At 73.0% G+C, this 22711-nt stretch carries 27 protein-coding genes; 14 read left to right on the forward strand and 13 right to left on the reverse strand.

Going from position 1 to position 22711, the window contains the following annotated elements; genetic code table 11:
• Positions 1–5 precede the first annotated feature (5 nt).
• Entirely contained in the window at positions 6–1340 is a 1335-nt protein-coding gene (locus BAY60_RS21310) for an MFS transporter (protein ID WP_112282829.1), read from the forward strand.
• On the opposite strand, the gene BAY60_RS21315 is transcribed toward BAY60_RS21310, so the two are convergent.
• From BAY60_RS21315 to BAY60_RS21345, 7 genes are all read right to left on the reverse strand, one after another.
• Complete coding sequence (locus BAY60_RS21315; RefSeq protein WP_112282830.1) at positions 1327–2343, reverse strand: ABC transporter substrate-binding protein; 1017 nt, start codon at positions 2341–2343, stop codon at positions 1327–1329. The two genes, BAY60_RS21310 and BAY60_RS21315, sit on opposite strands and share 14 nt — an antisense overlap.
• Positions 2336–3184, reverse strand: a complete 849-nt coding sequence (locus tag BAY60_RS21320; RefSeq protein WP_112282831.1) for an ABC transporter permease — start codon at positions 3182–3184, stop codon at positions 2336–2338. The genes BAY60_RS21315 and BAY60_RS21320 overlap by 8 nt, the downstream gene beginning before the upstream one ends.
• On the reverse strand, positions 3181–3945 hold the full coding sequence (locus BAY60_RS21325; RefSeq protein ID WP_112282832.1) for an ABC transporter ATP-binding protein: 765 nt from the start codon (positions 3943–3945) through the stop codon (positions 3181–3183). Before BAY60_RS21325 ends, BAY60_RS21320 begins: the two co-directional genes overlap by 4 nt.
• Positions 3942–4580 (reverse strand): RraA family protein, encoded by a 639-nt coding sequence (locus BAY60_RS21330; protein ID WP_112282833.1) that lies wholly within the window; start codon positions 4578–4580, stop codon positions 3942–3944. The genes BAY60_RS21325 and BAY60_RS21330 overlap by 4 nt, the downstream gene beginning before the upstream one ends.
• Entirely contained in the window at positions 4577–5293 is a 717-nt protein-coding gene (locus BAY60_RS21335) for a PIG-L deacetylase family protein (RefSeq protein WP_112282834.1), read from the reverse strand. The genes BAY60_RS21330 and BAY60_RS21335 overlap by 4 nt, the downstream gene beginning before the upstream one ends.
• The gene (locus BAY60_RS21340; RefSeq protein WP_112282835.1) at positions 5290–6243 is read right to left on the reverse strand and encodes a DUF6282 family protein; all 954 of its coding nucleotides are present in this window, start codon (positions 6241–6243) and stop codon (positions 5290–5292) included. The genes BAY60_RS21335 and BAY60_RS21340 overlap by 4 nt, the downstream gene beginning before the upstream one ends.
• 109 nt (positions 6244–6352) lie before the next feature.
• A complete protein-coding gene (locus BAY60_RS21345) occupies positions 6353–7033 on the reverse strand; it encodes a GntR family transcriptional regulator (RefSeq protein ID WP_245992733.1) in 681 nt (226 codons plus the stop codon).
• Between the two features lie 81 nt (positions 7034–7114).
• On the opposite strand from BAY60_RS21345, the gene BAY60_RS21350 reads away from it, so the two are divergent.
• On the forward strand, positions 7115–7912 hold the full coding sequence (locus BAY60_RS21350) for an NAD(P)-dependent oxidoreductase (protein WP_112282836.1): 798 nt from the start codon (positions 7115–7117) through the stop codon (positions 7910–7912).
• 58 nt (positions 7913–7970) lie between these two features.
• Here the strand turns inward: BAY60_RS21350 and BAY60_RS21355 are convergent, their stop codons facing one another.
• Positions 7971–8447 carry a GyrI-like domain-containing protein gene (locus BAY60_RS21355; protein ID WP_170160500.1) on the reverse strand — a complete coding sequence of 159 codons (477 nt, stop codon included), beginning with the start codon at positions 8445–8447 and terminating at the stop codon, positions 7971–7973.
• Positions 8448–8688: 241 nt separating this feature from the next.
• Here BAY60_RS21355 and BAY60_RS21360 point away from each other — a divergent pair, with 241 nt between their 5' ends.
• Complete coding sequence (locus tag BAY60_RS21360) at positions 8689–9807, forward strand: hypothetical protein (RefSeq protein WP_112282838.1); 1119 nt, start codon at positions 8689–8691, stop codon at positions 9805–9807.
• 7 nt (positions 9808–9814) lie between these two features.
• Here the strand turns inward: BAY60_RS21360 and BAY60_RS21365 are convergent, their stop codons facing one another.
• Positions 9815–10417 (reverse strand): TetR/AcrR family transcriptional regulator, encoded by a 603-nt coding sequence (locus tag BAY60_RS21365; RefSeq protein WP_112282839.1) that lies wholly within the window; start codon positions 10415–10417, stop codon positions 9815–9817.
• A 66-nt stretch (positions 10418–10483) separates the two neighbouring features.
• Here BAY60_RS21365 and BAY60_RS21370 point away from each other — a divergent pair, with 66 nt between their 5' ends.
• The 3 genes from BAY60_RS21370 to BAY60_RS21380 all read left to right on the forward strand — a co-directional run bounded on the left by BAY60_RS21370 (position 10484) and on the right by BAY60_RS21380 (position 12110).
• On the forward strand, positions 10484–10882 hold the full coding sequence (locus tag BAY60_RS21370) for a DnaJ family domain-containing protein (protein WP_112282840.1): 399 nt from the start codon (positions 10484–10486) through the stop codon (positions 10880–10882).
• A gap of 149 nt (positions 10883–11031) precedes the next feature.
• Complete coding sequence (locus BAY60_RS21375) at positions 11032–11622, forward strand: ClpP family protease (RefSeq protein ID WP_112282841.1); 591 nt, start codon at positions 11032–11034, stop codon at positions 11620–11622.
• A gap of 170 nt (positions 11623–11792) precedes the next feature.
• Complete coding sequence (locus tag BAY60_RS21380; protein WP_112282842.1) at positions 11793–12110, forward strand: GNAT family N-acetyltransferase; 318 nt, start codon at positions 11793–11795, stop codon at positions 12108–12110.
• A gap of 62 nt (positions 12111–12172) precedes the next feature.
• Here the strand turns inward: BAY60_RS21380 and BAY60_RS21385 are convergent, their stop codons facing one another.
• The gene (locus tag BAY60_RS21385; RefSeq protein WP_112282843.1) at positions 12173–13135 is read right to left on the reverse strand and encodes an alpha/beta hydrolase; all 963 of its coding nucleotides are present in this window, start codon (positions 13133–13135) and stop codon (positions 12173–12175) included.
• Positions 13136–13327: 192 nt separating this feature from the next.
• On the opposite strand from BAY60_RS21385, the gene BAY60_RS21390 reads away from it, so the two are divergent.
• The 7 genes from BAY60_RS21390 to ssuE all read left to right on the forward strand — a co-directional run bounded on the left by BAY60_RS21390 (position 13328) and on the right by ssuE (position 19772).
• Positions 13328–13783, forward strand: a complete 456-nt coding sequence (locus BAY60_RS21390) for a MarR family winged helix-turn-helix transcriptional regulator (RefSeq protein ID WP_112282844.1) — start codon at positions 13328–13330, stop codon at positions 13781–13783.
• Between the two features lie 45 nt (positions 13784–13828).
• On the forward strand, positions 13829–14374 hold the full coding sequence (locus BAY60_RS21395; RefSeq protein ID WP_112282845.1) for a MarR family winged helix-turn-helix transcriptional regulator: 546 nt from the start codon (positions 13829–13831) through the stop codon (positions 14372–14374).
• Positions 14375–14465: 91 nt separating this feature from the next.
• A complete protein-coding gene (locus BAY60_RS21400; RefSeq protein WP_112282846.1) occupies positions 14466–15665 on the forward strand; it encodes a homogentisate 1,2-dioxygenase in 1200 nt (399 codons plus the stop codon).
• Positions 15662–16516, forward strand: a complete 855-nt coding sequence (locus BAY60_RS21405; RefSeq protein ID WP_211330414.1) for a hypothetical protein — start codon at positions 15662–15664, stop codon at positions 16514–16516. The genes BAY60_RS21400 and BAY60_RS21405 overlap by 4 nt, the downstream gene beginning before the upstream one ends.
• A gap of 3 nt (positions 16517–16519) precedes the next feature.
• Complete coding sequence (fahA, locus tag BAY60_RS21410; RefSeq protein WP_112282848.1) at positions 16520–17698, forward strand: fumarylacetoacetase; 1179 nt, start codon at positions 16520–16522, stop codon at positions 17696–17698.
• Between the two features lie 165 nt (positions 17699–17863).
• Positions 17864–19051, forward strand: coding sequence for an ROK family transcriptional regulator (locus BAY60_RS21415; protein WP_112282849.1), 1188 nt, complete (start codon positions 17864–17866; stop codon positions 19049–19051).
• Positions 19052–19220: 169 nt separating this feature from the next.
• On the forward strand, positions 19221–19772 hold the full coding sequence (gene ssuE, locus BAY60_RS21420) for an NADPH-dependent FMN reductase (protein WP_112282850.1): 552 nt from the start codon (positions 19221–19223) through the stop codon (positions 19770–19772).
• Positions 19773–19826: 54 nt separating this feature from the next.
• Here the strand turns inward: ssuE and BAY60_RS21425 are convergent, their stop codons facing one another.
• Together BAY60_RS21425 and BAY60_RS21430 are read right to left on the reverse strand one after the other, a co-directional pair.
• Positions 19827–20255: a VOC family protein gene (locus BAY60_RS21425; RefSeq protein WP_112282851.1), complete on the reverse strand. Its 429-nt coding sequence runs from the start codon at positions 20253–20255 to the stop codon at positions 19827–19829.
• A gap of 85 nt (positions 20256–20340) precedes the next feature.
• On the reverse strand, positions 20341–20553 hold the full coding sequence (locus BAY60_RS21430) for a hypothetical protein (RefSeq protein WP_112282852.1): 213 nt from the start codon (positions 20551–20553) through the stop codon (positions 20341–20343).
• Positions 20554–20614: 61 nt separating this feature from the next.
• Between BAY60_RS21430 and BAY60_RS21435 the strand changes: the two genes are divergently transcribed.
• A complete protein-coding gene (locus tag BAY60_RS21435) occupies positions 20615–21451 on the forward strand; it encodes an alpha/beta fold hydrolase (protein WP_112282853.1) in 837 nt (278 codons plus the stop codon).
• Positions 21452–21470: 19 nt separating this feature from the next.
• Here the strand turns inward: BAY60_RS21435 and BAY60_RS21440 are convergent, their stop codons facing one another.
• The gene (locus tag BAY60_RS21440) at positions 21471–22565 is read right to left on the reverse strand and encodes a CaiB/BaiF CoA transferase family protein (protein WP_112282854.1); all 1095 of its coding nucleotides are present in this window, start codon (positions 22563–22565) and stop codon (positions 21471–21473) included.
• Positions 22566–22711: the final 146 nt, after the last annotated feature.

Consider the following 22711-nt stretch of genomic DNA (forward strand, 5'->3'; position numbering starts at 1 on the left):
CCGCGATGTCAGACACTTCAGCTCCCCGCCACTCCCGGACGCAGCTCCGGCGTGCGGTGCTGTCGAGCTACCTCGGCAGCGTCATCGAGTACTACGACTTCCTTCTCTATGCGACCGCGTCGGCGGTCGTGTTCAGCAAGGTGTTCTTCTCCAGCCTCGACCCGGTGGTCGGCACGGTCGCGAGCCTGGGCACGTTCACCACCGGCTACCTGGCCCGTCCGCTCGGCGGCGTGCTGTTCGGCCACTTCGGCGACGTGCTCGGCCGCAAGCGGATGCTCGTGATCACGATGACGATGATGGGCATCGCCAGCACACTGATCGGCCTGCTGCCCACCTACGACCAGATCGGCGCCTGGGCGCCGATCCTGCTCGTGCTGCTGCGCGTGCTGCAGGGTGTGGCGGTCGGCGGCGAGTGGGGCGGTGCCGTGCTGATGTCCGCCGAGCACGCCACCACCCGGCGCGGGCTGTGGGCCAGCTTCACCAACGCCGGCGCGCCCAGCGGCATGGTGGTCTCCACACTCATGCTCACCCTCGCCGCCGCCGTCACCACCGACGAGCAGTTCCTCGCCTGGGGCTGGCGGGTGCCGTTCCTGCTCAGCGTCGTGCTGCTCGCCATCGGGCTGTTCGTGCGGCTCAAGGTGGAGGAGACGCCGGTGTTCGCCGCCGCGCAGGACCGGACCCCGCGTTCCCTGCCGCTCGTGGAGGTGCTGCGCAAGCACCCGAAGAACCTGCTGCTCGCCGTCGGCGTCGGCTTCGGCGCCTTCGTCGCGCAGGGCACGCTCACCACGTTCCTCATCGCCTACGCCGTGGGTGCCGGCTTCGAGCGGCAGACCGTGCTCAACGCGCTGACACTGTCGTCGGTGGGCGCCGTGTTCGGCATCGTCGGCTTCTCGGCGCTGTCGGACCGCGTCGGCAGGCGCCCGGTGGTGCTCGGCGGCGCCGTGGCGACCGCCGCGGTGGCCTTCCTGCTCTTCCCGATGATCGACAGCGGCTCGGCGGTGCTGCTCACCCTGGCCGTCGTGCTCGGCCAGTCGGTGACGCACCCGGCGATGTACGGGCCGCTCGCGGCGCTGTTCACCGAGATGTTCGGCACCCGCAACCGCTACACCGGCGCGTCGCTGGGCTACCAGATCGCGGGGCTCGGCGCCGGCATCGGGCCCGTCGTGTTCGCCAGCATGACCGGCGCGGGCACCACGGCGATCTCGGCGGTGATCGCGGGCTGCTGCCTGCTCACCGTGGTGTGCATCCTCATCACGCGGGAGAGCCACCGCGCCAACCTCACCGACGAGCCGGTGGAGGCCGGGACGGTGGCCGGCCGCAGCGGCGTCACGCCTGGCTGATCGCGCGGTAGTCCGGCGCCTTCGAGACCAGCCCGCTCTCCAGGTGGAACCTCCTGGCTGTCTCGAAGGCGCCCCGGCGTACGGCGGGCGTGCGGGGGGCCTCCCGGCGCAGGATCGGCAGCAGGGCGTCCAGCGCGGCGGGCTTGGACTTGTCCAGGTAGCGCCCCAGCAGGTCCCGTGCCCGGGCCTCGTCACCGTGGATGACGTCCAGCGCGCGCTGGATCGCCCGCTGGAAGCCGGCCAGCTCCTCGCGTTTGCGATCCAGCAGCCGGGTGGTGCTGAACACGATGCCGTGCAGCGCGCCCCGCAGGCTCGGCACGTCGCCGCGGGCGGGGGAGAGGTAGATGCGGCCCACCCCGGTCGCCTCGGCCTGCTGCCCGATCGGCTGGAAGAACGCCAGCGCGTCCACCCGCCCGGACCGCAGGGCACCGATGGCCGCCGTCGCCGAGCTGCCGAGGTTCACGAGCGTGGCGTCGACGGCGGCATCGCGGCCGATGCTGCCGAACAGGTAGTTCACGAGCCCTTCGGTGCCGCTGCCGGGGCCCGTGATGCCGATCCGCCTGCCCACCAGCGCCCCGACTCGCTCGCCGGTGCCGGCCTCGTCGCCGGGCCCGTCGAACGACGACGCGACGATGAGGTCGACGTAGTACTCGGTCACCAGGCTGGACACGATCCGGGTCCCGTCGTCGATGCGGGCGAGGTTGAACGCGTCGGTGGTCACCCCGGCGCCGAGGTCGATGCTGCCGGACTTCAGCGCCGCGGCGACCTTGGCGCCCGTGCCGAGCCGGGGCCGTTCGCCCAGGGTGAGACCCGCGTCGGTGAAGAAGCCCTCGTGCTCGGCGATGAACAGCGGCAGGAAGGCCACGGAGTTGCTGATCTGGCCGATGTTGAGCACACCGGGCGGGGTCGTGGAGTGCCGCGTGGCGCAGCCCGCGGCCAGCAGCGGGCCGGCCGCGAGTCCTTTGAGTACACTGCGGCGGCTGGGGAACCGGCGCTCACTCATCGATCGGCTTCCAGCGGTTGACACGCTTGCCGAGCAGGCCCACCACGACGTTGAGCACGGCCGCGATGACGCTGAGCACGACGAGCGTGGCGAACACGCCCGCGGTGTCGAACTGGGCGGCGGCGTCGTTGATGAGGTAACCGAGGCCGCGGTTGGAAGCCACCAGCTCGCCGATCACCGCGCCGATCAACGCGTACGGGATGGCCACCTTCAGCCCGGTGAGCACGCCGGTCATCGACGCGGGCAGCACCACCTTGCGGGCGATGTGCCAGCGGTTGCCGCCCATCAGCCGCACCGCGTCGACGAGCCCGCGGTCGACGTCGCGCACCCCGGCCGCGGTGTTGAGGAACACCAGGAAGAACACCGTCGCCGCGGCCAGCAGCACCTTCATGTGCATCTCGATGCCGAACCAGACGATGAACAGCGGCGCCAGCGCCACCTTCGGGATGGAGTACAGCGCCATCACGAACGGGTCGAGCACCCGGTACACCAGCGACAGCGAGGCCAGCACGAACCCGGCCAGCGCGCCGGTGACCGCGCCGAGCGCGAAGCCGTAGACGATCTCCTGCACGGTGATCCAGGTGTGCAGCCACAGCGTGCCGTCGGCCGCCCACTCGCCGAGCCGTTCGGCGATGTCGCTGGGCTTGCTGATGAACGTGATGTCGATCCAGCGGTCGGCCGCCAGCTGCCAGAATCCCAGCAGCAGCACGAGCAGCGCCAGCCGCAGCGACCACACCGTGGTGGTGCTGCCGTGGCGCTGCCACCAGGTGCGCGGCAGCGCGACCCGCACGGGCCCCTCTTGCCTGCCCGCCGGGGTCAGCAGGTCGTCGGTGGTGCTCATCGGGCTCCCTCCCGCAGCGCGGCGGCCAGTTCGGTGTGCAGGGCGACGAACGCGGGGTCGACGCGCAGCGCGTCCGCGGAGCGTGGCCGGGGCAGCTCGACGGCGCGGTCCAGCAGGATGGTGCCGATCGGGCCGAGCACCACCACGCGGTCGCCGAGCAGGAGCGCCTCCTCGATGTCGTGGGTGACGAACACGACCGTCTGGCCGCCCTCGGCCCACAGCCGCAGCAGCTCCTCCTGCAGCTCGCGGCGCAGCTGCGCGTCGAGCGCGCCGAACGGCTCGTCCATGAGCAGGGTGGCCGGGTCTGCCGCGAGCATCCTGGCCAGGCTCGCCCTGCGCCGCATGCCGCCGGAGAGCTCGCGAGGGTAGTGGTGCTCGAAGCCGGCGAGCCCGACCCGCTCGATCAGGCCGGCCGCCACGCGCCTGCGCTCGGCCGAGGGCACGCCGCGGATCTCCAGCGGCATCTCGACGTTGCGCTGCACGCCCCGCCACGGCATGAGCGTGTCGGACTGGGTGAGGTAGCCGATCTCGGTGTCCGGCCCGGACAGCGGCCGGTCCTTGTAGCGCACCTCGCCCTCGCTGGGCTCGGTGAGCCCGGCCAGCAGGTTCAGCAGCGTCGACTTGCCACAGCCGCTGCGCCCGAGCACGGCGACGAAGCTGCCCTCCTCGATGCTCAGGGTGAAGTCGCGCAGCGCGACGGTGGCCACGTCGTCCTTGGCGAAGCGTTTCGTCAGCCCGCTGGTGTGCAGGAGTGCGGTCATCGTTGACCCCGTTCGTCGGTCTCGTCCTCGGCCCGCAGGCCGTAGGCGTCGTAGCTGAGCTCACCGGCCTGCCAGCGTGCGCGCAGGCCTTCCTCCGTGGACAGCCGCTGTCGCACGGACTCCAGTGCGGAGTCCACATCGGAGCGCGCCACCGCGGTGACGCCGTCGTCGTCGAGCACGAGCACGTCACCGGGCTCGATCGTGGTGCCGCCGATCTCCACCGGCACGTCGATGCTGCCGCGCTCGGTCTTGGTGGCGCCGCGTATCCGCCGCCAGCGGGTCCACACGGCGGGTCCACTGCGGACCAGGTCGGCGCTGTCGCGCACGGACGCGTTGACCAGCACTCCCGCGACGCCCCGCACGCGGGCCTGGGTGGCGAGCAGGTCGCCGAGCAGCGCGACCGGCCGCGGCTGCGGCATCGTCAGCACGAGAACCTCACCCGGCCGGGCGTGAGCCATCACCTCGTGCACGGTGCGGTTGTCGTCCTGCCCGCACAGCGCGATCCGCGCGGGACCGGCCACGGCGCGCCCGCCGGGCAGCGGTAGCCACTCGACGTCGAGCAGCCCGCGCCTGCCGTAGGCCTCGTACACGGTGGCGGTCCCGGCGGCGGCCAGTTCGTCCCATGCCGCGCTCACAGTGCGCCCACCACGTTCGGCAGCAGCCGCTGGAACGCCTCGGCCTGCCGGATCGCCGGGTCGCCGGTGACCTTGCGGGCGTGGTTGCCGCGCTGGTCGGCCCGCTGCGTGTAGTACTCCCGCAGGTACTGCTGCGCGGCCATGCATCGCATCGCGTCGGCCTTGCGGTCGAACACCGGGGTGATGTCGACGTAGACGCTCGGCGTGAACCCGCACAGCTCCGGCTGGTGTGGCTCGAACACGAGGAACTCCGACGGGGGTGCGGTGCGGAACCCGCTGGCCACTCCGGCTCCGGAGCTGAGCAGCCGCGCCCGCGCGACCATCGCGTGCGCCACGGGGTGGTCGGGGTTGAACGGGTCCCGCTCCGGGTGGGTGAGCACCACGTGCGGCGCGACGTCGCGCATCAGCTCGGCGAGCCGGTCGACGGATTCCTGCGTCGCGTGCAGGGGATAGTCGCCGAGGTCGAAGGCCTGGAACTCGGCGCCCACGGCGGCGGCGGCCTTGGTGGCCTCCTCGTGCCGGATGCGCTTGACGTTCTCCTCGGTCTGGCCTTCCTGCTTCCACAGCTCGCCGGACTCGCCGCGCTCGCCGTAGGACAGGGCCACGACGAGCGCCCTTCCGCCCGCCGCGGTGTGCGCGGCCACCGTTCCCGCGGCGCGCCACACGAAGTCGGCGCTGTGCGCGCCGACCACCAGCAGCCGTCGCTCGCTCATGCCTGGCTCCTCGCCGGTGCGTCGGCCAGCGGTGCGGCGCCGACGAGCCACCTGCTGTTGTGCACGGTCATCGTGCGGACCTCGGTGTCGGTGAACCCGGCCTCGAGCAGGCGGTCGGCCGCGATCGCGAGCCCGTCCTCCACCGGTGGGTTGAACGGCTGGCCGAGATCGCTGGAGACCACCGAGTGCTCGGGCCCGGCGTCGCGGATGTTGCCCAGCCACACGTCCCAGCCGACCTTGCCGGTGTAGGGCGTGGTGAGGCAGCGCTCCAGCAGGGCGCCCTTCGCGGCGAGGGCGCGCTGCCGTTCGATGCCGACGCGCTGGGAGGTGAACTCGGGGTGGGTCACCACCACGCGCCGCACGCCCTCCTCGGCGGCGGCGTCGATCACCCGGGCGATCTCGTCGGAGTGCAGGTGCCCGGTGGCCAGCACCATGTCGTGCTTGGCGATCAGCCGCAGGATCTGCCGGGTCGGCTCGTGGACCTCGCCGTCGGCGCCGAGCACGTCGACCGGGTCGGCGGCCATCCCGGCGTCACGCAGTTCCTCCTGGATCCTCGCCCACATCGGGGGAGTGGCGCCCTCCGGCTCGGCGGCCTGGCACTGCCGCTGGTTGGCACTGTCCACAGTGGGCATCCAGACGACCTTGGCGCCGCTGCGGCCCGCGATCTCGACGGCGATGGGGTTCAGCCCGCCGACGGAGGCGTTGAGGGTGACCGCGCCGAGCACGTCGGTGCCCGGCCGTGCGCGCCGGACCACCTCGGCGCGTTCGGCGGTGGGGACGTAGTGGGACTTCAGGACGAAGCCCGCCATGCCGACGGCGGCGAACCGCTCGGCGAGGGTGACGTCGTCGACGCGGCGCCGCATCACGTCGGGCGCGATGTGGACGTGCACGTCGTAGGCGCCCCGGACCAGGTCACGCGCGTGCGCGGACGGCTGGGGATGCTCGGTCATGTCGCTCCTTTGCGGCCATTATCGACGCCGAGATTGTTAACAATCTTGGCGCAGACGTCAACCCATCCGACGCCGGCCGCGAGCGGAGGCCGCCGCGGCTGGGGTTTCGTTACGGGAGGTGCCGCACGCCGCCCTCGGCGTTGTCGACCTCGCGCAACGCGGCGATGACGCTGCGCAGGTGGGCACGCGCGGCCTGTTCGGCGGCCTCGGCGTCGTGGGCGCAGATCGCCTCGATGATGGCCAGGTGCTCGGGCAGCGACACGGCAGGCCTGCCCGGGTGCATGGCGAGCTTGAACTGGTGGCGCACGCTCTGCGCGCGCAGCCGCTCCAGCACGCGCGAGGCCGTCTCCTGGCCGCTGATCTCCCGGATCCGGCGGTGCAGGGTCTGGTTGAGCCGGGAGTAGCCGAGCACGTCGCCGCTGGACACCGCCGCGCGCATGTGCGTGCCGATGGCCGTGAGCTCCCCGATCTCCGTCGCCGTCACCCGTTCGGCCGCCTTGGCCGCGCAGAGGCCCTCCAGCATCATGCGCACCTCGCTGATCTCGACGGCCTCGGCCAGCGACACGGCACGGACCCGGGCGCCGCGGTTCTGCACCCGCTCGACCAGGCCCTCGTTGGTCAGTTCGAGCAGCGCCGAGCGCACGGCCGCCCTGCTCGCGGCGAAGCGCGCGGACAGGTCCGCCTCCACGAGCCGCTGGTTGGGCACGAACTCACCGCGCACGATCGCGTCCCGGATCGCGTCCACCACCGGCTTGCCCTGCACGGGCCGCGCCGTCTCGCCCTCGGTCACCCTCGTCTCCCGGATCGCAGGTTGAACTATTGTCGCCAATTTTGTTAGCTAGTGTATCGGTGCGAACGAGAGGAGCCGGAAATGCGCGAGGACGCGCCGACCATCGCGGTGCTGGGGCTGGGCGAGGCGGGCGGCGCGATCGCCGGCGACCTCGTCGCCGCCGGGGCGGTGGTGCGCGGCTACGACCCCGCGGTGCCCGCAGGCGAGGGTGTCGCCGCCACGGCGGGCGAGGCCGACGCCGCCGCGGGAGCGGACCTCGTGCTCAGCGTCAACAGTGCCTCGGCGGCGGTCGGCGCCCTGCGGGCCGGGATCGGCGGCCTCGGTGCGGGCGCGCTGTGGGCGGATCTGAACACGGCCTCGCCCGGGGTGAAACGGGAGCTCGACCGGATCGCCGCCGAGCACGGCACCACCTGCGTCGACGTCGCGATCATGGCACCCGTGCCGGGCCGGGGCCTGCGGGTGCCGATGCTGGCCAGCGGCCCGGACGCGGCACGCGTGGCGGCACTGCTGGAGCCACTCGGCGCGTCGGTGGGCGTGCTCGACGGCCCCGCCGGGCTGGCGGCGAGCCGCAAGCTGCTGCGCAGCGTCTTCTTCAAGGGGCTCGCCGCCGCGGTGGTGGAGGCGCTCGAGGCAGGCAGGGCGGCGGGCTGCGAGGAATGGCTGCGGGACAACATCGTCACCGAGCTGAGCGCCGCCGACTCCTCCACGGTGGACCGCCTGGTGGGCGGGACGCACCGGCACGCCGTGCGCCGGCAGGCCGAGATGGCCGCGGCCGCCGACATGCTCACCGAGCTGGGCGTGCCGCCCGCGGTGACCGGCGCCAGCCGCGACCTGCTCGCGCGGCTGGCGGGCTCCCGCGCTGACCACGCCGCGGGCTGACCGCAGAACTCGCGGGCCTGAACGCAGGACTCGCGGGCCTGAGCGCAGGACTCGCGGGTCAGCCCGCCACCGGGATGCTGATCTCGGTGCGGTACTCGGCGACCCGGTCCGTCTCACCGGGGCCGACGAGGTAGGTCTCCGTCGGCGGTCCCACCGGCCGCTGCCGGTGTTCGACCACCCACTCCTCCAGCGCCCGGTACGCCGCACCGATCCCGTCGTAGGCGCCGTGGTGCACGGTACTGGCGCAGCGGCGCGGCGGCAGCGTCACGAGCGGCGCCTGGTGGCCGGGCCGCAGCCGCTCGGCGCCGGCGACCGGCAGCCTCGCCTCGATCAGCAGCGGCACGTCGGGCGCGAACGCGCTCAGATACGCCACCTCGGGTGGGCCGGAGGGGATGAGCCGGTGCCGTTCGGCCCGCGGGTAGAGCGACGCGGTCAGCGTGCGGATCGTCTCGTCGAGGGTCTCCAGCCACGTCTTGCCCCGCCGGGCCAGCGCGGTGCGGCGGGGCGTGTTGTGCAACGTGACGTCGTAACGCATGCGGTGGCGCCTTCCACGATCAGCTCTCCTCGTCTCCTGACGTGGCCCTCCGGCCTGCCGGCAGTCGCACGTCAACATATCGAGGCAGGCGGGACGCCACGGCGCTCGCCTGAATGGCCTCACGAGATCACCGAGATGGCGGTGAACCGCGGCCGTGCGGCCGCACGTGTGTCCGAGAGCCCGGGAGGTTCGGCCAGATGGGATCGGGCATGAGATGCGGCCGAGCGGGTAGCCGGGCCGGGTGACCGGCAACGAGGACACCACGACCAGCACCGTCCGCGTCGGCCTGCTCACCGATCCCGGGCTGCCCACCGAGGTGGCGGGCACACTCGCCGGCGAGCTGCCGGGGGAGCTCACCGAGCGGGTCGGCGGCGGCATCGCCTGGCACGTCGACCACCGGCAGGAGCCGATGACGCTGGACGACGACGGCGAGGTGCCACTCGCGCGGATCGCCCAGCGCATGCGGGCCAAGCACGGCTGGGATCTGCTGCTCTGCGTGACCGACCTGCCGAGGCGGGTGGAGTTCCGGCCGGTGGTCGCGGAGGTGAGCACCCGGCACGGGATCGCGCTGGCATCGCTGCCCGCGGTGGGCGCGATCCGCCTCCGCCCGCACCTGTGCGACACCCTGGTCCGTCTCGTGGCGGAGCTGCGCGAGCGCGGCGGCGGGCGGCCACGGGGCACGGCGCGCGGCCTCTTCGCGCCCGCGCGGTGGCTGGACAATCCCGACGCCGACATCGACGCCTCGCTGGCGCTGGTGGGCGTGCGCGGGCGCCTGCGGCTGCTGTTCGGCATGGTGCGCGACAACCGGCCGTGGCGGCTGGTGCCCCAGCTGTCCAGCGCGTTCGCCGCGGCCGTGGCGACGGGCGCCTTCGGCGTGTTCTTCAACAGCATCTGGACCATGGCCGACGCGCTCAGCGGCTGGCGGCTGGCGCTGGTCAACCTGCTGGCCGCCACGGCGATGGTCACGTGGGTGACCGGCTACAACGGACTGTGGGAGCGGCCGCTGGGCACCGAGGCCAGGGCCAGGGCGGCGCTGTACAACGCGGCGACGATCACGACCGTGTTGCTCGGCGTCGCCTGCATGTACGCGGTGCTGTTCACGGCGACCACCCTGGCGGCGCTGGCGGTGATCACGCCGCCGTACTTCGAGCAGACCCTGGGTCACCCGGTCGGCTTCGGCGACTACCTGCAGCTGGCGTGGCTGGCCAGCTCGATGGGCACGGTCGCGGGCGCGCTCGGGTCCAGTCTGGAGTCCGCCGACGCGGTCCGGCAGGCGACCTACAGCAGGCGCGAGCGCGAACGGCGGGAGCGCCTGGCCGAACAGGAACGCGAGGAGAAGGAGACCGGCGAGTACGAGTGAGGTGAGGTCAGCCGTCGAAGAGCCTGCCGACGTGGTAGCGCAGCACCTCCATGGCGTCGTCGGGGCCGCGCTGCCCGACGAGCACGCTCGTGCCGAGCCCGTGGTTGACGGCCAGCAGCCGGGCCGCCTCGGTGGCCGGGTCGCGGTCGGCGGCCAGCTCGCCGCTCGCCCTGGCGTGGCGCAGCACGCCGGTCAGCTCCCGCTCCAGGCGGGCGGGCCCCGCGACGAACGGTTGCCCGGCCAGTTCCGGATCGGTCATGGCCAGCACCGCGTAGGACGTCCAGACCAGGTGGAAGGCGCGGCTCCGCTCGTCGGTGGGCAGGGCCTCGGCGAGGAACGCCTCGACGTAGGCGCGGGCGGGCACCGGCCGGGGCAGCGCCGCCAGCCGTGCGGCCCATCGCGTCCGGCTGCGCTCCTCCAGCAGGAGCAGCGTGCCGTGCAGCAACTGCGCCTTGGTCTCGAAGTAGTACTGCACCAGGCGCAGGGACACCCCGGCCTCCGCGGCGACGGCGCGCAGGGTCACCGCGTGCAGGCCGTCGCGGGCGGCGACGCGGACCAGCGCGTCGGCGATCCCGGCGCGCCGCTCGGTGTGGTCGACCGTCTTCGGCACGGCACCTCCTTCATGGTACACATGTATCATATCAGCGGGACGGGTCGCGGTGAGACGGGAGCTGCCATGACGGAGCGCAAACCACCCGGTGTCAGTTTCGAGTCCTGGGTGGACAAGCAGATTCGCGAGGCGCAGGAGCGGGGCGAGTTCGACAACCTGCCGGGCGCGGGCAAACCGCTGCCGGGTGCCGGCGGCCGGGTCGAGGAGAACGAGTGGCTGCGCGACTTCGTGCGCCGCGAGGGCGTCTCCACCGAGGCCTTGCTGCCGACGTCGCTGCGGCTGCGCAAGGAGGTCGAGCGGTTGCCGGAGGCGGTGCGCGGCCTGCGCACCGAGGGCGAGGTCCGCGACGTCGTCGCAGGCCTCAACCGCCGGATCGCCGAGTGGATGCGCACCGGGACCGGCCCGCGGATCCCGCTCGGGCTCGTCGACGCCGACGACGTGGTGCGGCACTGGCGCGCGGGCTGACCCGCGCCGGTCGTGCTCGGGCCTTTCGCCGGTGGCGAAAACCCCAGGACGCGATTTCGCCGGTGGCGAAGCCGGGCCGTGAGCACTGTGGACACTGCCGTCGTTGCCCTAGCGTCGCCGGGAGATCGACCGGCGAGAAAGGGCGGCAGATGGCGCAGACGGCACAGGCAACCACCCCGTCCGGGGTGACACTGACGGACTCGGTGTCCGAACGGCTCATGGCGCAACGGATCCTCGTGCTGGGGCAGGAGGTGACCGACGACATCGCCAACCGCCTCACGGCCCAGATGCTGCTGCTGGCCGCCGACGATCCGCACGCCGACATCGCGCTGTACATCAACTCGCCGGGCGGGTCCATCTCGGCGGGCATGGCGATCTTCGACACGATGGAACTCGTCGCCTGCGACGTCGCCACGTACGGGCTCGGGCTGGCGGCGTCGATGGGGCAGTTCCTGCTGTCGGCGGGCGCTGCTGGCAAGCGGTACGCGCTGCCGCACTGCCAGGTCATGATGCACCAGCCCACCGGAGGCGTGGGTGGCACGGAGTCCGACATCGCCAGCCAGGCGGCGATGCTGCGGCACAGCAAGCGCGAGATGGCCGAGCTGATCGCGGCGCACACCGGGCAGCCGGTGGAGCGCATCACCGCCGACGCCGACCGCGACCGGTGGTTCTCGGCCGAGGAGGCGCTCGACTACGGCTTCATCGACAGGGTGGTCTCGCGGGCGGGCCAGCTCCGGTGAGTCCGCTGTAGACGAAAGGCGGGTGAGCCACGGCGCCCTCGCACACCGCGCCGGGCGGCGGCGAGCCCACGGGCACCCTCAGTACGCAGCGTGCACCGACGGTGCCCTGGTGCGCCGCCGGACCGCGTTGCCTCTCGCCCGGCACTAGGCTGGCGGGCGAGGAGGTGCGTATGACGGACGAGACCGGGCAGGCGCGGGTGGTGCGCAACGAGGAGCTGGCCCGTTACGAGCTCTGGGTCGGCGACGCGGTCGCCGGCTTCAGCGAGTACGCCGACAGTGACGGGCGCACGGTCTTCCGGCACACCGAGATCGACGACGCCTTCGCCGGGCAGGGCCTGGGCAAGGTGCTCGCGGCCGGGGCGCTCGACGAGGCGGTCGGCCGTGGCCGGGTGATCGTGCCGGTGTGCCCGTTCATCGGCTCCTACGTGCGCAAGAACCCCGGCTACACCGAGCACGTGCGGTGGCCGGAGGGCACCGCGGGGGAGTGACTCGCGCGGGTGGCCGCCCGGCGCGACCTCGCCGGGCGGCCACCGTCGGGGACGCCGGCGGCTCAGGCGTGCAGCGCCTCCTTGAGCGTGGCGGCGGCCTGCGCGATCGCCGCTGCGGCGGCGTGGGTCTCCCGCAGCGCGTTGAGCATCACGAAGTCGTGGATGACCCCGGTGTAGCGCACGGCCACCACGGGCACCCCGGCCTCGCGCAGCCGCGCCGCATAGGCCTCGCCCTCGTCACGCAGCACGTCGGCCTCGGCGGTGATCACCAGTGCCGGCGGCAGGTCGCGCAGCTCGTCCAGGCTCGCCAGCAGTGGTGAGGCCGTGCTCTCGGTCCGCTGGGCGTGGTCGGGGATGTACTGGTCGAGGAACCAGACCATCCCTTCGGCGCGCAGGAAGTAGCCCTCGCCGAACCGGCGGTAGGACTCGCTGTCCATGCGCAGGTCGGTGACCGGGTAGAACAGCACCTGGTGGCGGAAGCTCACCGTGCCGCGCCGTGTGGCGAGCAGGGTCACCGCGGCGGCCATGTTGCCGCCCGCCGAGTCGCCCGCGATGGCGATCCGCCGCGGGTCGAGCCCGTGCTCGGCGCCGTGCTCGGCGACCCACACGGCCGCCGTGTAGTTCTGTTCCACGGGCACCGGGTACTGGGCTTCGGGTGAGCGGTCGTACTCGGGGAAGACGACGGCGGCGTTCGCGCCCGCGGCCAGTTCGGCGACGAGCCTGCCGTGGGTGTGCGCGTTGCCGAAGACCCAGCCCGCGCCGTGCAGGTAGACGATCACCGGAAGCGGGCCGGTGGCGCCGCGGGGCCGGACGATGCGGAGTCTGACCTCCCCGGTCGGGCCACCCGGGATGATGAGGTCCTCGACGTCGGTCTCGGGCGCGGCGATCTCGCCCGCCTGCACCTCGTCGACCGCGGCGCGGCCCTCCTCGATGGGCAGCTGGTAGAGGTACGGCGGCGCCTCGGTGGCCTCGGCGAAGGACAGGGCGGCGGGCTCGAGGGCCAGGTTGTGCGGGTTGGCGGTCATGGCGATCTCCTTGTCGGTTGCGGTCCGGCCGGGCCTGGGTTCGGGTTGACGGCGACCGGTACATCGCACACAACCATATTGTGCACAATTTAATTGCCTAACATGGGATAGCTCACTTCGTCTTGCGCCGGGGACGGCCCCCGGCGACGATGGCGTGTTGATCGCCGGCGGTGGACGGACAGGAGGCGCGCGATGGCGGCACAGGAGGCCGGGCCCCGGCTGGACGACCAGGTGTGCTTCGCGCTCTACGCGGCCACGCGTGCGGTCACCGCGCTCTACCGGCCGCTGCTCGACGACCTGGGGCTGACGTATCCGCAGTACCTGGTGATGCTGGCGTTGTGGGAGCACGACGAGCTGGCCGTCAACGAGCTGGGGCGGCTGCTGCACCTGGACTCCGGAACGCTGTCGCCCCTGCTCAAGCGGCTGGAGAAGCTGGAACTGGTCGAGCGGCGGCGGCGGGCCGACGACGAGCGCTCGGTGCGGGTCACGGTCGCACCCGCGGGCCGCGCGCTGCGCGCGAAGGCCGTCCCGCTGCCCGGCGTCGTGGGCGAGGCCATGGGCCTGGACGAGCGGCAGCTGGACGAGCTGCGGCGGACCCTGCGCGGCGTCACCGAGTCGGTCAACGACTACCGGGCCACACTCGGCTAGAGTTAGTTCACATATTTACTAACTTGGCCGGTGCGGGAGGGGTGCATGGCCGCGGACGAGGACAGCGGGGACGCCGCCGAGCTCGACTTCTGGTCTTTCGTCGACCTCGCCAAGCGCAGGCTTGCCGACGAGTACGGCTTCCGGCACCAGCTCGCCACCGAACTGCTGCTCACGCTGAACCGGGCGGCCAACATCGTCACCTACGACCTCGAGGCGTCCGTGCACCGGCCCCGGGGGCGGTCCTGGTCGGGCTTCCGGCTGCTGTTCGTCACCTGGCTCGCCGGGCCGCTGGAGGCCAAGAAGGCCGCCGAGCTCACCGGGATGAGCAGGGCGGCGGTGTCCAACCTCGCCAAGACCCAGGTCGCCGACGGCCTGCTCGAGCGCATGCCCGCCGAGCGGGACGGCCGCTCGGTGCTCCTCTCGCTCACCGAGCGGGGCAGGCAGGAGATGGTCGAGCTCTTCGCCGAGCAGAACGAGCGCGAGTACGAGTGGGCGACCGTGCTCACCGAGGCCGAGCAGCGCATTCTCGTGATGCTGCTCGACAAGCTCGTCACCAACCGCGACCAGTTCGACGTGCGGGGGCGGAACTGAGCCGCGCCGGCTCTTGACAGAGTTAGTAAATGTATTAACTATATGAGGCAGGCCTGCCCGCGGCCCTCGACCAGACAGCAAGGAGGCAGTCATGGCGTACTACCGCCAGGTCGGCACCGTGCCCCCGAAGCGCCACACGCAGCATCGCAACGACGAAGGCGGGCTCTACTACGAGGAGCTGATGGGCGAGGAGGGCTTCTCCTCCGACTCGTCCCTGCTGTACCACCGCGGGCTGCCCTCGGCGATCGTCGACTCTCAGGTGTGGGAGCTGCCCGACCAGGCCACCACCGCCAACCACCCGCTCAAGCCCCGGCATCTCAGGCTGCACGAGTTGTTCGCCAAAGAGGCCTGGGCCGAGACCGACGTGGTCACCGGGCGCAGGCTCGTGCTCGGCAACGGCGACGTCCGCATCTCCTACGTCGTGTCCACCCAGGACTCGCCGTTGTACCGCAACGCCGTCGGCGACGAGATCGTCTACATCGAGTCCGGCCAGGCCACCGTGGAGACCGTGTTCGGAACCCTGGAGGCCGGGCAGGGCGACTACGTCGTCATCCCGACCTCGACCACGCACCGCTGGCTTCCGCACGGGGAGGGGCCGCTGCGCGCCTACGCCATCGAGGCCAACAGCCACGTCGCGCCGCCCAAGCGCTACCTGTCGCGCTACGGCCAGCTGCTCGAGCACGCGCCCTACTGCGAGCGTGACCTGCACGGGCCCACCGAGCCGCTGCTGCGCGAGGGCACCGACGTCGAGGTGCTCGTCAAGCACCGCGCGGGCGGAACGGTCGTCGGCACGCGCATGGTGTACCCGGCCCATCCCTTCGACGTGGTCGGCTGGGACGGCTGCCTGTACCCGTACACGTTCAGCATCCACGACTTCGAGCCGATCACCGGCCGCGTGCACCAGCCGCCGCCGGCGCACCAGGTCTTCGAGGGCCACAACTTCGTGGTGTGCAACTTCGTGCCCCGCAAGGTGGACTACCACCCGCTGTCCATCCCCGTGCCCTACTACCACTCCAATGTGGACTCCGACGAGGTCATGTTCTACTGCGGCGGCGACTACGAGGCCCGCAAGGGCTCCGGCATCGGGCAGGGCTCGGTCTCGGTGCACCCCGGCGGCTACGCGCACGGCCCGCAGCCCGGCGCGTACGAGCGCAGCATCGGCGCCGAGTTCTTCGACGAGCTCGCGGTCATGGTCGACACCTTCCGCCCGCTCGAGCTGGGGGAGGGCGGCCTTGCCTGCGAGGACAGCGGCTACGCGTGGACGTGGGCCGGGCGGGGGCCGCGGGCGTGAGCGCAGTGCCCGCCTTCGCCAGGCAGCTGTGCGACGACGCGGCCGTGTTCCCCCCGGGGCTGCTGCCGCTGGCCGACGCGGTGCCCGCGCACCGGGCCCACCGCGCGGCGGCCTACGCCGGCGCGGTCGGCCCGCTGGTGCTGGCCGCGCCCGCACTGCGGGAACTGGGTGGGCTGCTGGATTCCGGGGAGCCGCTGGAGCTCGCGGTCACCGCGCCGTCCGGGCCGGAGCAGGCGGCCGCGGCGCTGAGCGCCGCCCGCGGTCTGCCGGTGGCGGTGCGGGCCGTCGAGGTCGCCGTGCCCCCGGAGCTGGGGGTGCCGGAGTTCTTCGCCGCGCTGGACGGCGTCGAGGTGCAGGCGCCGGTGTTCGTCGAGGTGCCGCGCGACGCGCGGCGGCCCGCCGTCCTCGCCGCGTGCGCCGAGCGCGGCCACCCGGCCAAGTTCCGCACCGGCGGGGTCACCGCGGAGCTGTACCCGGACGAGGCCGAGCTGGCCGCCGCGGTCGCGGCGGCCGTCCGGGCGGGCGTGCCGTTCAAGGCCACCGCCGGGCTGCACCACGCGATCCGCAACACCGACCCGGAGACCGGGTTCGAGCAGCACGGATTTCTCAACCTGCTGCTCGCCACGGACGCCGCGCTCGGCGGCGCCGACGAGGCCGAGCTGGCCGCCGTGCTCGCCGAGCGCGACGCCGGGTCCGTCTCCGCCCGCGTGCGGGAGCTCGGCGCATCGCGGACCGCGGCGGCACGCGCCGCGTTCGTGTCCTTCGGAACGTGCAGCATCACCGAGCCGCTCGGCGAGCTCGCGGACCTCGGGCTGGTCCCGGCCTCGCTGCTGCGGCGGGGAAGGGGTTGACGCATGAGCACCATCGACATTCCGGCCGGGTCCGGGTTCGGACTGGCCAACCTGCCCTACGGCGTGTTCTCCCCGCCGGGCGCGCCGCCCAGGGTGGGCGTGCGGGTCGGCGACTCGGTGGTCGACCTGGCCGCCCTGCTCGGCGACGACGTGTTCGCCCGGCCGTCGCTCAACGCGTTCCTGGCCCAGGGCCGGGCACGGTGGGCCGAGGTGCGGGAGCGGATCACCGAGCTGGTCTCCGGCGACGTGCCCGGCGCCGCCGTCCACCCGCTGAGCGCGGTGCGCCTGCACCTGCCCTTCGAGGTCGCCGACTACGTCGACTTCTACGCCTCCGAGCACCATGCGTCGAACCTGGGCAGGCTGTTCCGCCCCGACGCCGCGCCGCTCATGCCGAACTGGAAGCACCTGCCCGTGGGCTACCACGGCCGCGCCGGCACGGTCGTGGTGTCGGGCACCGACATCGTCCGCCCCTGCGGGCAGCGCAAGGCACCCGACGAGGACAGCCCGACGTTCGGCGAGAGCCGCAGGCTCGACATCGAGGCCGAGCTTGGCTTCGTCGTCGGCACCGGCTCGCCGCTGGGCACGCCGGTGGCCTGCGCGGACTTCGCCGAGCACGTGTTCGGCGCCGTGCTCGTCAACGACTGGTCGGCCCGCGACATCCAGGCCTGGGAGTACGTGCCGCTGGGGCCGTTTCTCGGCAAGAGTTTCGCGACGTCGGTCTCGCCGTGGGTGGTGCCGCTGCTCGCGCTGGAGGCGGCACGCGTGCCGACGCCCGACCAGCACCCGCGGCCGCTGCCCTACCTGGCCGAGACCGAGCCGTGGGGCCTGGACATCGACCTGTCCGTGGAGTGGAACGGCGAGGAGGTCGCGCGCCCGCCGTACCGGGAGATGTACTGGTCGCCCGCGCAGATGCTCGCGCACCTGACCGTCAACGGCGCCACGTGCCGCACCGGGGACCTCTACGCCTCGGGCACGATCTCCGGCCCCGAGAAGCACCAGCGCGGCGCGTTCATCGAGCTGACGTGGGGCGGCAGGGAGCCGGTGACGGTGAAGGGCGAGCAGCGCACGTTCCTGCAGGACGGCGACGAGGTCTGCATCTCCGCGACCGCCCCTGGCGCCGACGGTGGCCGGATCGGCTTCGGCGAGGTGCGCGGGCGGATCCTGCCCGCCCGTCCACAGTAGAAACAGGACAGAAGCGGACATCGTGCCCCACCCCGGGCGGGCCGCGCGTCCTGGCGCGCTGAACAACACGGTCGCCGCGTCACCTCCGGCGGGTGGCCTGCGCGCGGGGCGCTGCCCGGTTGGCATCATGAGGCAGCCGACCGAGCCGAAAGTGGGGTCCGTGCCGTGGGGAAGAAGCTGCCTGCCGTCGTGCGCGACGTGCCCGGTGCGGGCGGGGTCCGCGAGGCGAACGCGGCGGCCGTGCTGGGCGCCGTCCGCGTCGGTGGCCCGCTGTCCCGGGCGGCGATCGCCCGGCACACCGGCCTGAGCATGCCGACCGTGAGCCGCCAGGTCGCGGCCCTGATCGACCTCGGCCTGCTGTGTGAGGTGGCGGGGCAGGCCGAGACCAGGGCCGTCGGAAGGCCCACCGTCCCGGTCGACCTCCACGACGACCTCATCGCCGCCTGCGGCGTGCACGTCGGCATCACCACCACGACGTACGGACTGACCAACCTGCGGGGCAGCCTGCTCGGCAGCGAGCGCATCGCGACCCCGCCAGGAGCGCCGGAGAAGGTGCTGCGGCACATCGCCGGGGAGGTCACGGCGTTTCTGGCGCGCTGGCCGCAGCGCCGCATCATCGGCGTGGGGTTCGCCATCGGTGGCCAGGTCGACGCCGAGCGCGGGCTGCTGGACCACGAACGGCTCGCCTGGCGTGGTGTCGCGGCGCGCACCGTCCTGGAGCAGGTCACCGGCCTGCCGGTGTACCTCGACGGGCACGTGCCCGCCATGGCCGCCGCCGAGTTGCTGTTCGGCGCGTCCGGGCGCGCCGCGAGCTCGCTGTACTTCTACGCGCGCGAGATGGTGGGCGTCGCCGTCGCCACCCACGGCAGGCTGCACCGGGGGCCGGGGCAGTCGGGCAGCATCGCCCACCTGCCGGTGGGCACCGACGTCGCCTGCACCTGCGGCCGCACCGGCTGCCTGGAGGCGACCGTCGCCGAGAGCGCCGTGCTCGGCCGCGCCATGCGGGCGGGCGTGATCGGCACCGCGGACATGGGTCTGCTGCGCGGCGCGGCCGAGGCCGGTGACCCGGAGGCCGACCGGATCCTCGCCGAGCGGGCGCGGGCACTGGGGCGGGCGGTCGGGCTCGTCCGCGACGTGGTGAATCCGGAGCTGGTCGTGCTCGGCGGGCAGGCCATCACGGACGCCCCCGGCTACCTGGAGGAGCTGCTGCGCAGCTTCGCCGAGACGACCGCGCTGCCCGGCACGGGCATCGTGGAGGTCACACGGTTCGGCCCTGACGTGCAGGCGATGGCCGCGTGCACCGGTCTGCTCACCCAGCTCTACGACCACCCGCTGTCCGTGCTCGGCGCCTGAGGCACTTCTTTCCCGGCGTTCCGAAGTGGACGCCGGCGCGGCGATCGCCGCCCGGGGCGTGGACCGTGTTGCCGGATCCGCCGGTGCGGGGGGATCGTTGGCGGCCGATACCGCCGACCGTCACCCGGCGGAGGTCCCGAACGCATCCGGCGCACCCCGAGGAGCTCCCATGCCCCGCATACTCGCCCTGTCCGGCAGTCCCTCACCCACCATCCGCACGGAGGCCGTGCTGACCCATCTCGTCGGCCGCCTTCGGGCGCAGGCCCACCGGGTGGCCCTCACCCCGGTGCGCGAGCTGCCGCCCGGCCCGCTGTTGTCGGCCGACACCGCGCATCCCGACATCGCCGCCGTCGCCGGCGCCGTCGGCGCGTCCGACGGCATCATCGTGGCCTCACCCGTCTACAAGGCGGCCTACAGCGGACTGCTGAAGTCCTTGCTCGACCTGCTCCCGCAGTACGCCTTCGACGGCAAGATCGTGTTGCCGCTGGCCACCGGCGGCAGCCTCGCCCACGTGCTCGCCATCGACTACGCGCTGCGCCCGGTGTTGCAGTCCCTGGGCGCGGAGCATGTGACGTCCGGCCATTTCCTGCTGGACCGGCACATCCGCGTCACCGGGCACGGTGTGTCACTGGATCCGGAGGCGGAGGCCCCATTGCGGTCCGCTGTGGACGGTTTCTCCGTGGCGCTGCACCGGCGCGCGCGGCTGGCCGTCGCCTCCTGACTCCGCCACGACGCCACCGTCGAGTGCCCCGACCGGTCCGGCCACCCTGGGCGCTCAGTCGATACAGAACTCGTTGCCCTCGATGTCCTGCATGGGGATGCAGGAGTCGGTGCCGTCGTACAACGTCCGCACGTGGACCGCGCCGAGCGGCACCAGCCGCGCGCATTCGGCCTCGAGCGCGGCGAGGCGCTCCTCACCCACGAGCCCGGTGCCGACCCGCACGTCGAGGTGGACCCGGTTCTTGGCGGCCTTGCCCTCGGGAACACGCTGGAAGTACAGCCGCGGGCCCACCCCTGAGGGATCAACGCAGGCGAACCAGGAGTCGCGCTCCTCAGGAGGTTGTGCCTGCTGGAAGTCATCCCAGGAGGCGAAGCCGGCCGGTGGCGGCGGGATGACGTAGCCCAGCACCTCGCACCAGAAACGAGCGAGGCGTTCGGGTTCTGCGCAGTCGAAGGTGACTTGGAACTGTCTGGTCGCTGACATCGGGTGCACCGTATCGCGAGCCAGGCGGCCTTCGCCGCCCGTTTTGCAGGTCGGCCCGCAAGCAGGTCGTGGCCCGGGCGGGGCGTCAGCGTGCCCTGCGGCGGGCGAGGAAGTAGGAGATCCAGAACGCGGCGGCGGAGGCCAGCATCAGCGCGGCGAGAAACCACATGATGGCATCGGGCTCGAAGGCCACCAGCATCACCGCGAACAGCGCGAGCGCCAGCACGGTGAGGACCGCCATGGCCCTGATGCGCTGCTTCGGGATGTGCGTCACGGTCCGTTCGCGTTCGTCGGCCATGGTGCCATCCTGCCAGGTGGGACACCCGGTTGCGCTTTCCGTATGCTCGCGGTCGGCGATCATGAGCACGGGGGTGGACGTGGAGCTGTCGCAGACGTTCGGGTGGCGGGACCGCACGGTGGCGTGGGATAGGTTCGGTACGGGACCCGCGGTGGTGCTGTGTCACGGCACCCCCTGGTCGGCGCAGCTGTGGGCACCGTTCGCCAGGGCGCTGAGCCGCGAGTTCACGGTGTACGTGTGGGACATGCCCGGCTACGGCCGGTCCTCGAAGGAGCCCGGGCACGCCGTGGACCTCGGCACCCAGGGCGAGGTGTTCGCCGGCCTGCTCGCCCACTGGGAGCTCGCGCAGCCGCACGTGATCGCCCACGACTACGGCGGTGCCGTGTCGCTGCGCGCGCACCTGCTGCACGGTGCCCGCTACGCCTCGCTGGCCCTGGTCGACGTGGTGGCGCTGGCGCCGTGGGGCTCGGAGTTCTTCCGGCTCGTGGCGCAGCACGCGGACGTGTTCACCGCGCAACCGTCCACAGTGCACCAGGGTGCGCTGGAGGCCTACATCGGCACGGCCAGCCACCGCGGGCTCACCGCAGGGCAGCTGGCCACCCTCACCGCGCCGTGGCTGACGCCCGAGGGGCAGCGCGCGTTCTACCGGCAGATCGCCGAGGCCGACCAGCGCTACACCGACGAGATCGAGGGCCGCTACGGCGAGCTGGACCTGCCGGTGGCCGTGGTCTGGGGTGCCGAGGACACGTGGATCCCCGTGGACAGGGCGCACCGGCTCGCCGGCGCCATCCCCGGAGCGCACCTGGAGATCATCGAGGGTGCGGGCCACCTCATCCAGTACGACGCGCCCGTCGAGCTGGCGATGACGCTGCACCGCTGGCTGGCCGCGCGCGTGTGAGCCCTGCGGGCGCGGCCTGTCAGACCTGCCAGTCGCGCAGCACCGCGCCGGTGTCGCCGCCCGGTTTCGCGGGCGGCGCCGGGGTGGCGACGGCGGTGCGGGAGAACCGCGGCGCCGGGGCCGCCTGCAGCACCCCGTCGACCTCCAGCAGCGTCTGCCGCGCGGCGATGTGCGGGTGCTCGGCGACCTCCTCGAGCGACAGCACGGGGGTGACACACGCGTCGGTGCCGCCGAACACCTCGGTCCACTCGTCGCGCGTGCGGGTCAGAAACGCTTGGCTGAACGCCGCGCGCAGCCGCGGCCAGCCCGCGCGGTCCAGCTGGGCGGGCAGCTCCGCGGCGTCGAGACCGAGGCCGTCCAGCAGCTGCGCGTAGAACCGGGCCTCCAGTGCCCCGACCGCGACCCAGCGGCCGTCGGCGCACACGTAGGTGTCGTAGAACGGGGCCGCGCCGTCGAGCAGGTTGGCGCCGCGCTCGTCGCTCCATCCGCCGTAGCCGCGCATGGCCCACACCATCTGCAGCAGCACGCTGGCGCCGTCGACCATCGCGGCGTCCACGACCTGGCCCTCGCCGGAGCGTTCCCGCTCCCACAACGCGGCCAGCACCCCCGCGACGAGGAACATCGAGCCGCCGCCGAAGTCGCCGACCAGGTTCAGCGGCGGCACCGGCGGCTCGCCCGGCCTGCCGATGGCGTGCAGGGCGCCGGTCAGCCCGAGGTAGTTGATGTCGTGACCGGCCCGCTCGGCCAGCGGGCCGTCCTGGCCCCAGCCGGTCACCCGGCCGTACACCAGGCGCGGGTTGCGCGCGTGACAGTCGGCGGGCCCCACACCCATCCGCTCGGCCACCCCGGGGCGGAAACCCTCCAGCAGCACGTCCGCCCCGCCCGCGAGCCGCAGCACGAGCTCCCTGCCCTCCGCGGTCTTCAGGTCGGCGGCGACGGAGCGGCGGCCGCGCAGCAGCTGGTCGGGTCTGCCGCCCGCCAGGTCGAGCCCGCCGGAGGGCCGCTCGACGCGCACCACGTCGGCGCCCAGGTCGGCCAGCACCATCGCGGCGTGCGGGCCGGGCCCGATCCCGGCCAGCTCGACGACCCGCAGTCCCGCCAGTGGTCCCGCCACGATGCCCGTCCCCTCTCGTCGCCCGACCGCCCCGCAGCTGCCGGTGCCGGGCACGTGACGGCGATCGTGCCGCTGCGTGTCCGGCGCCGCGCTTTTGGCGACACCCTACAAACTCTCGACCCGGTGCGTGGCGGGTCCCCGCATTA

It is taken from the genome of Prauserella muralis, assembly GCF_003202285.1.
GTDB classification, from domain to species: Bacteria; Actinomycetota; Actinomycetes; order Mycobacteriales; family Pseudonocardiaceae; genus Prauserella_B; species Prauserella_B muralis.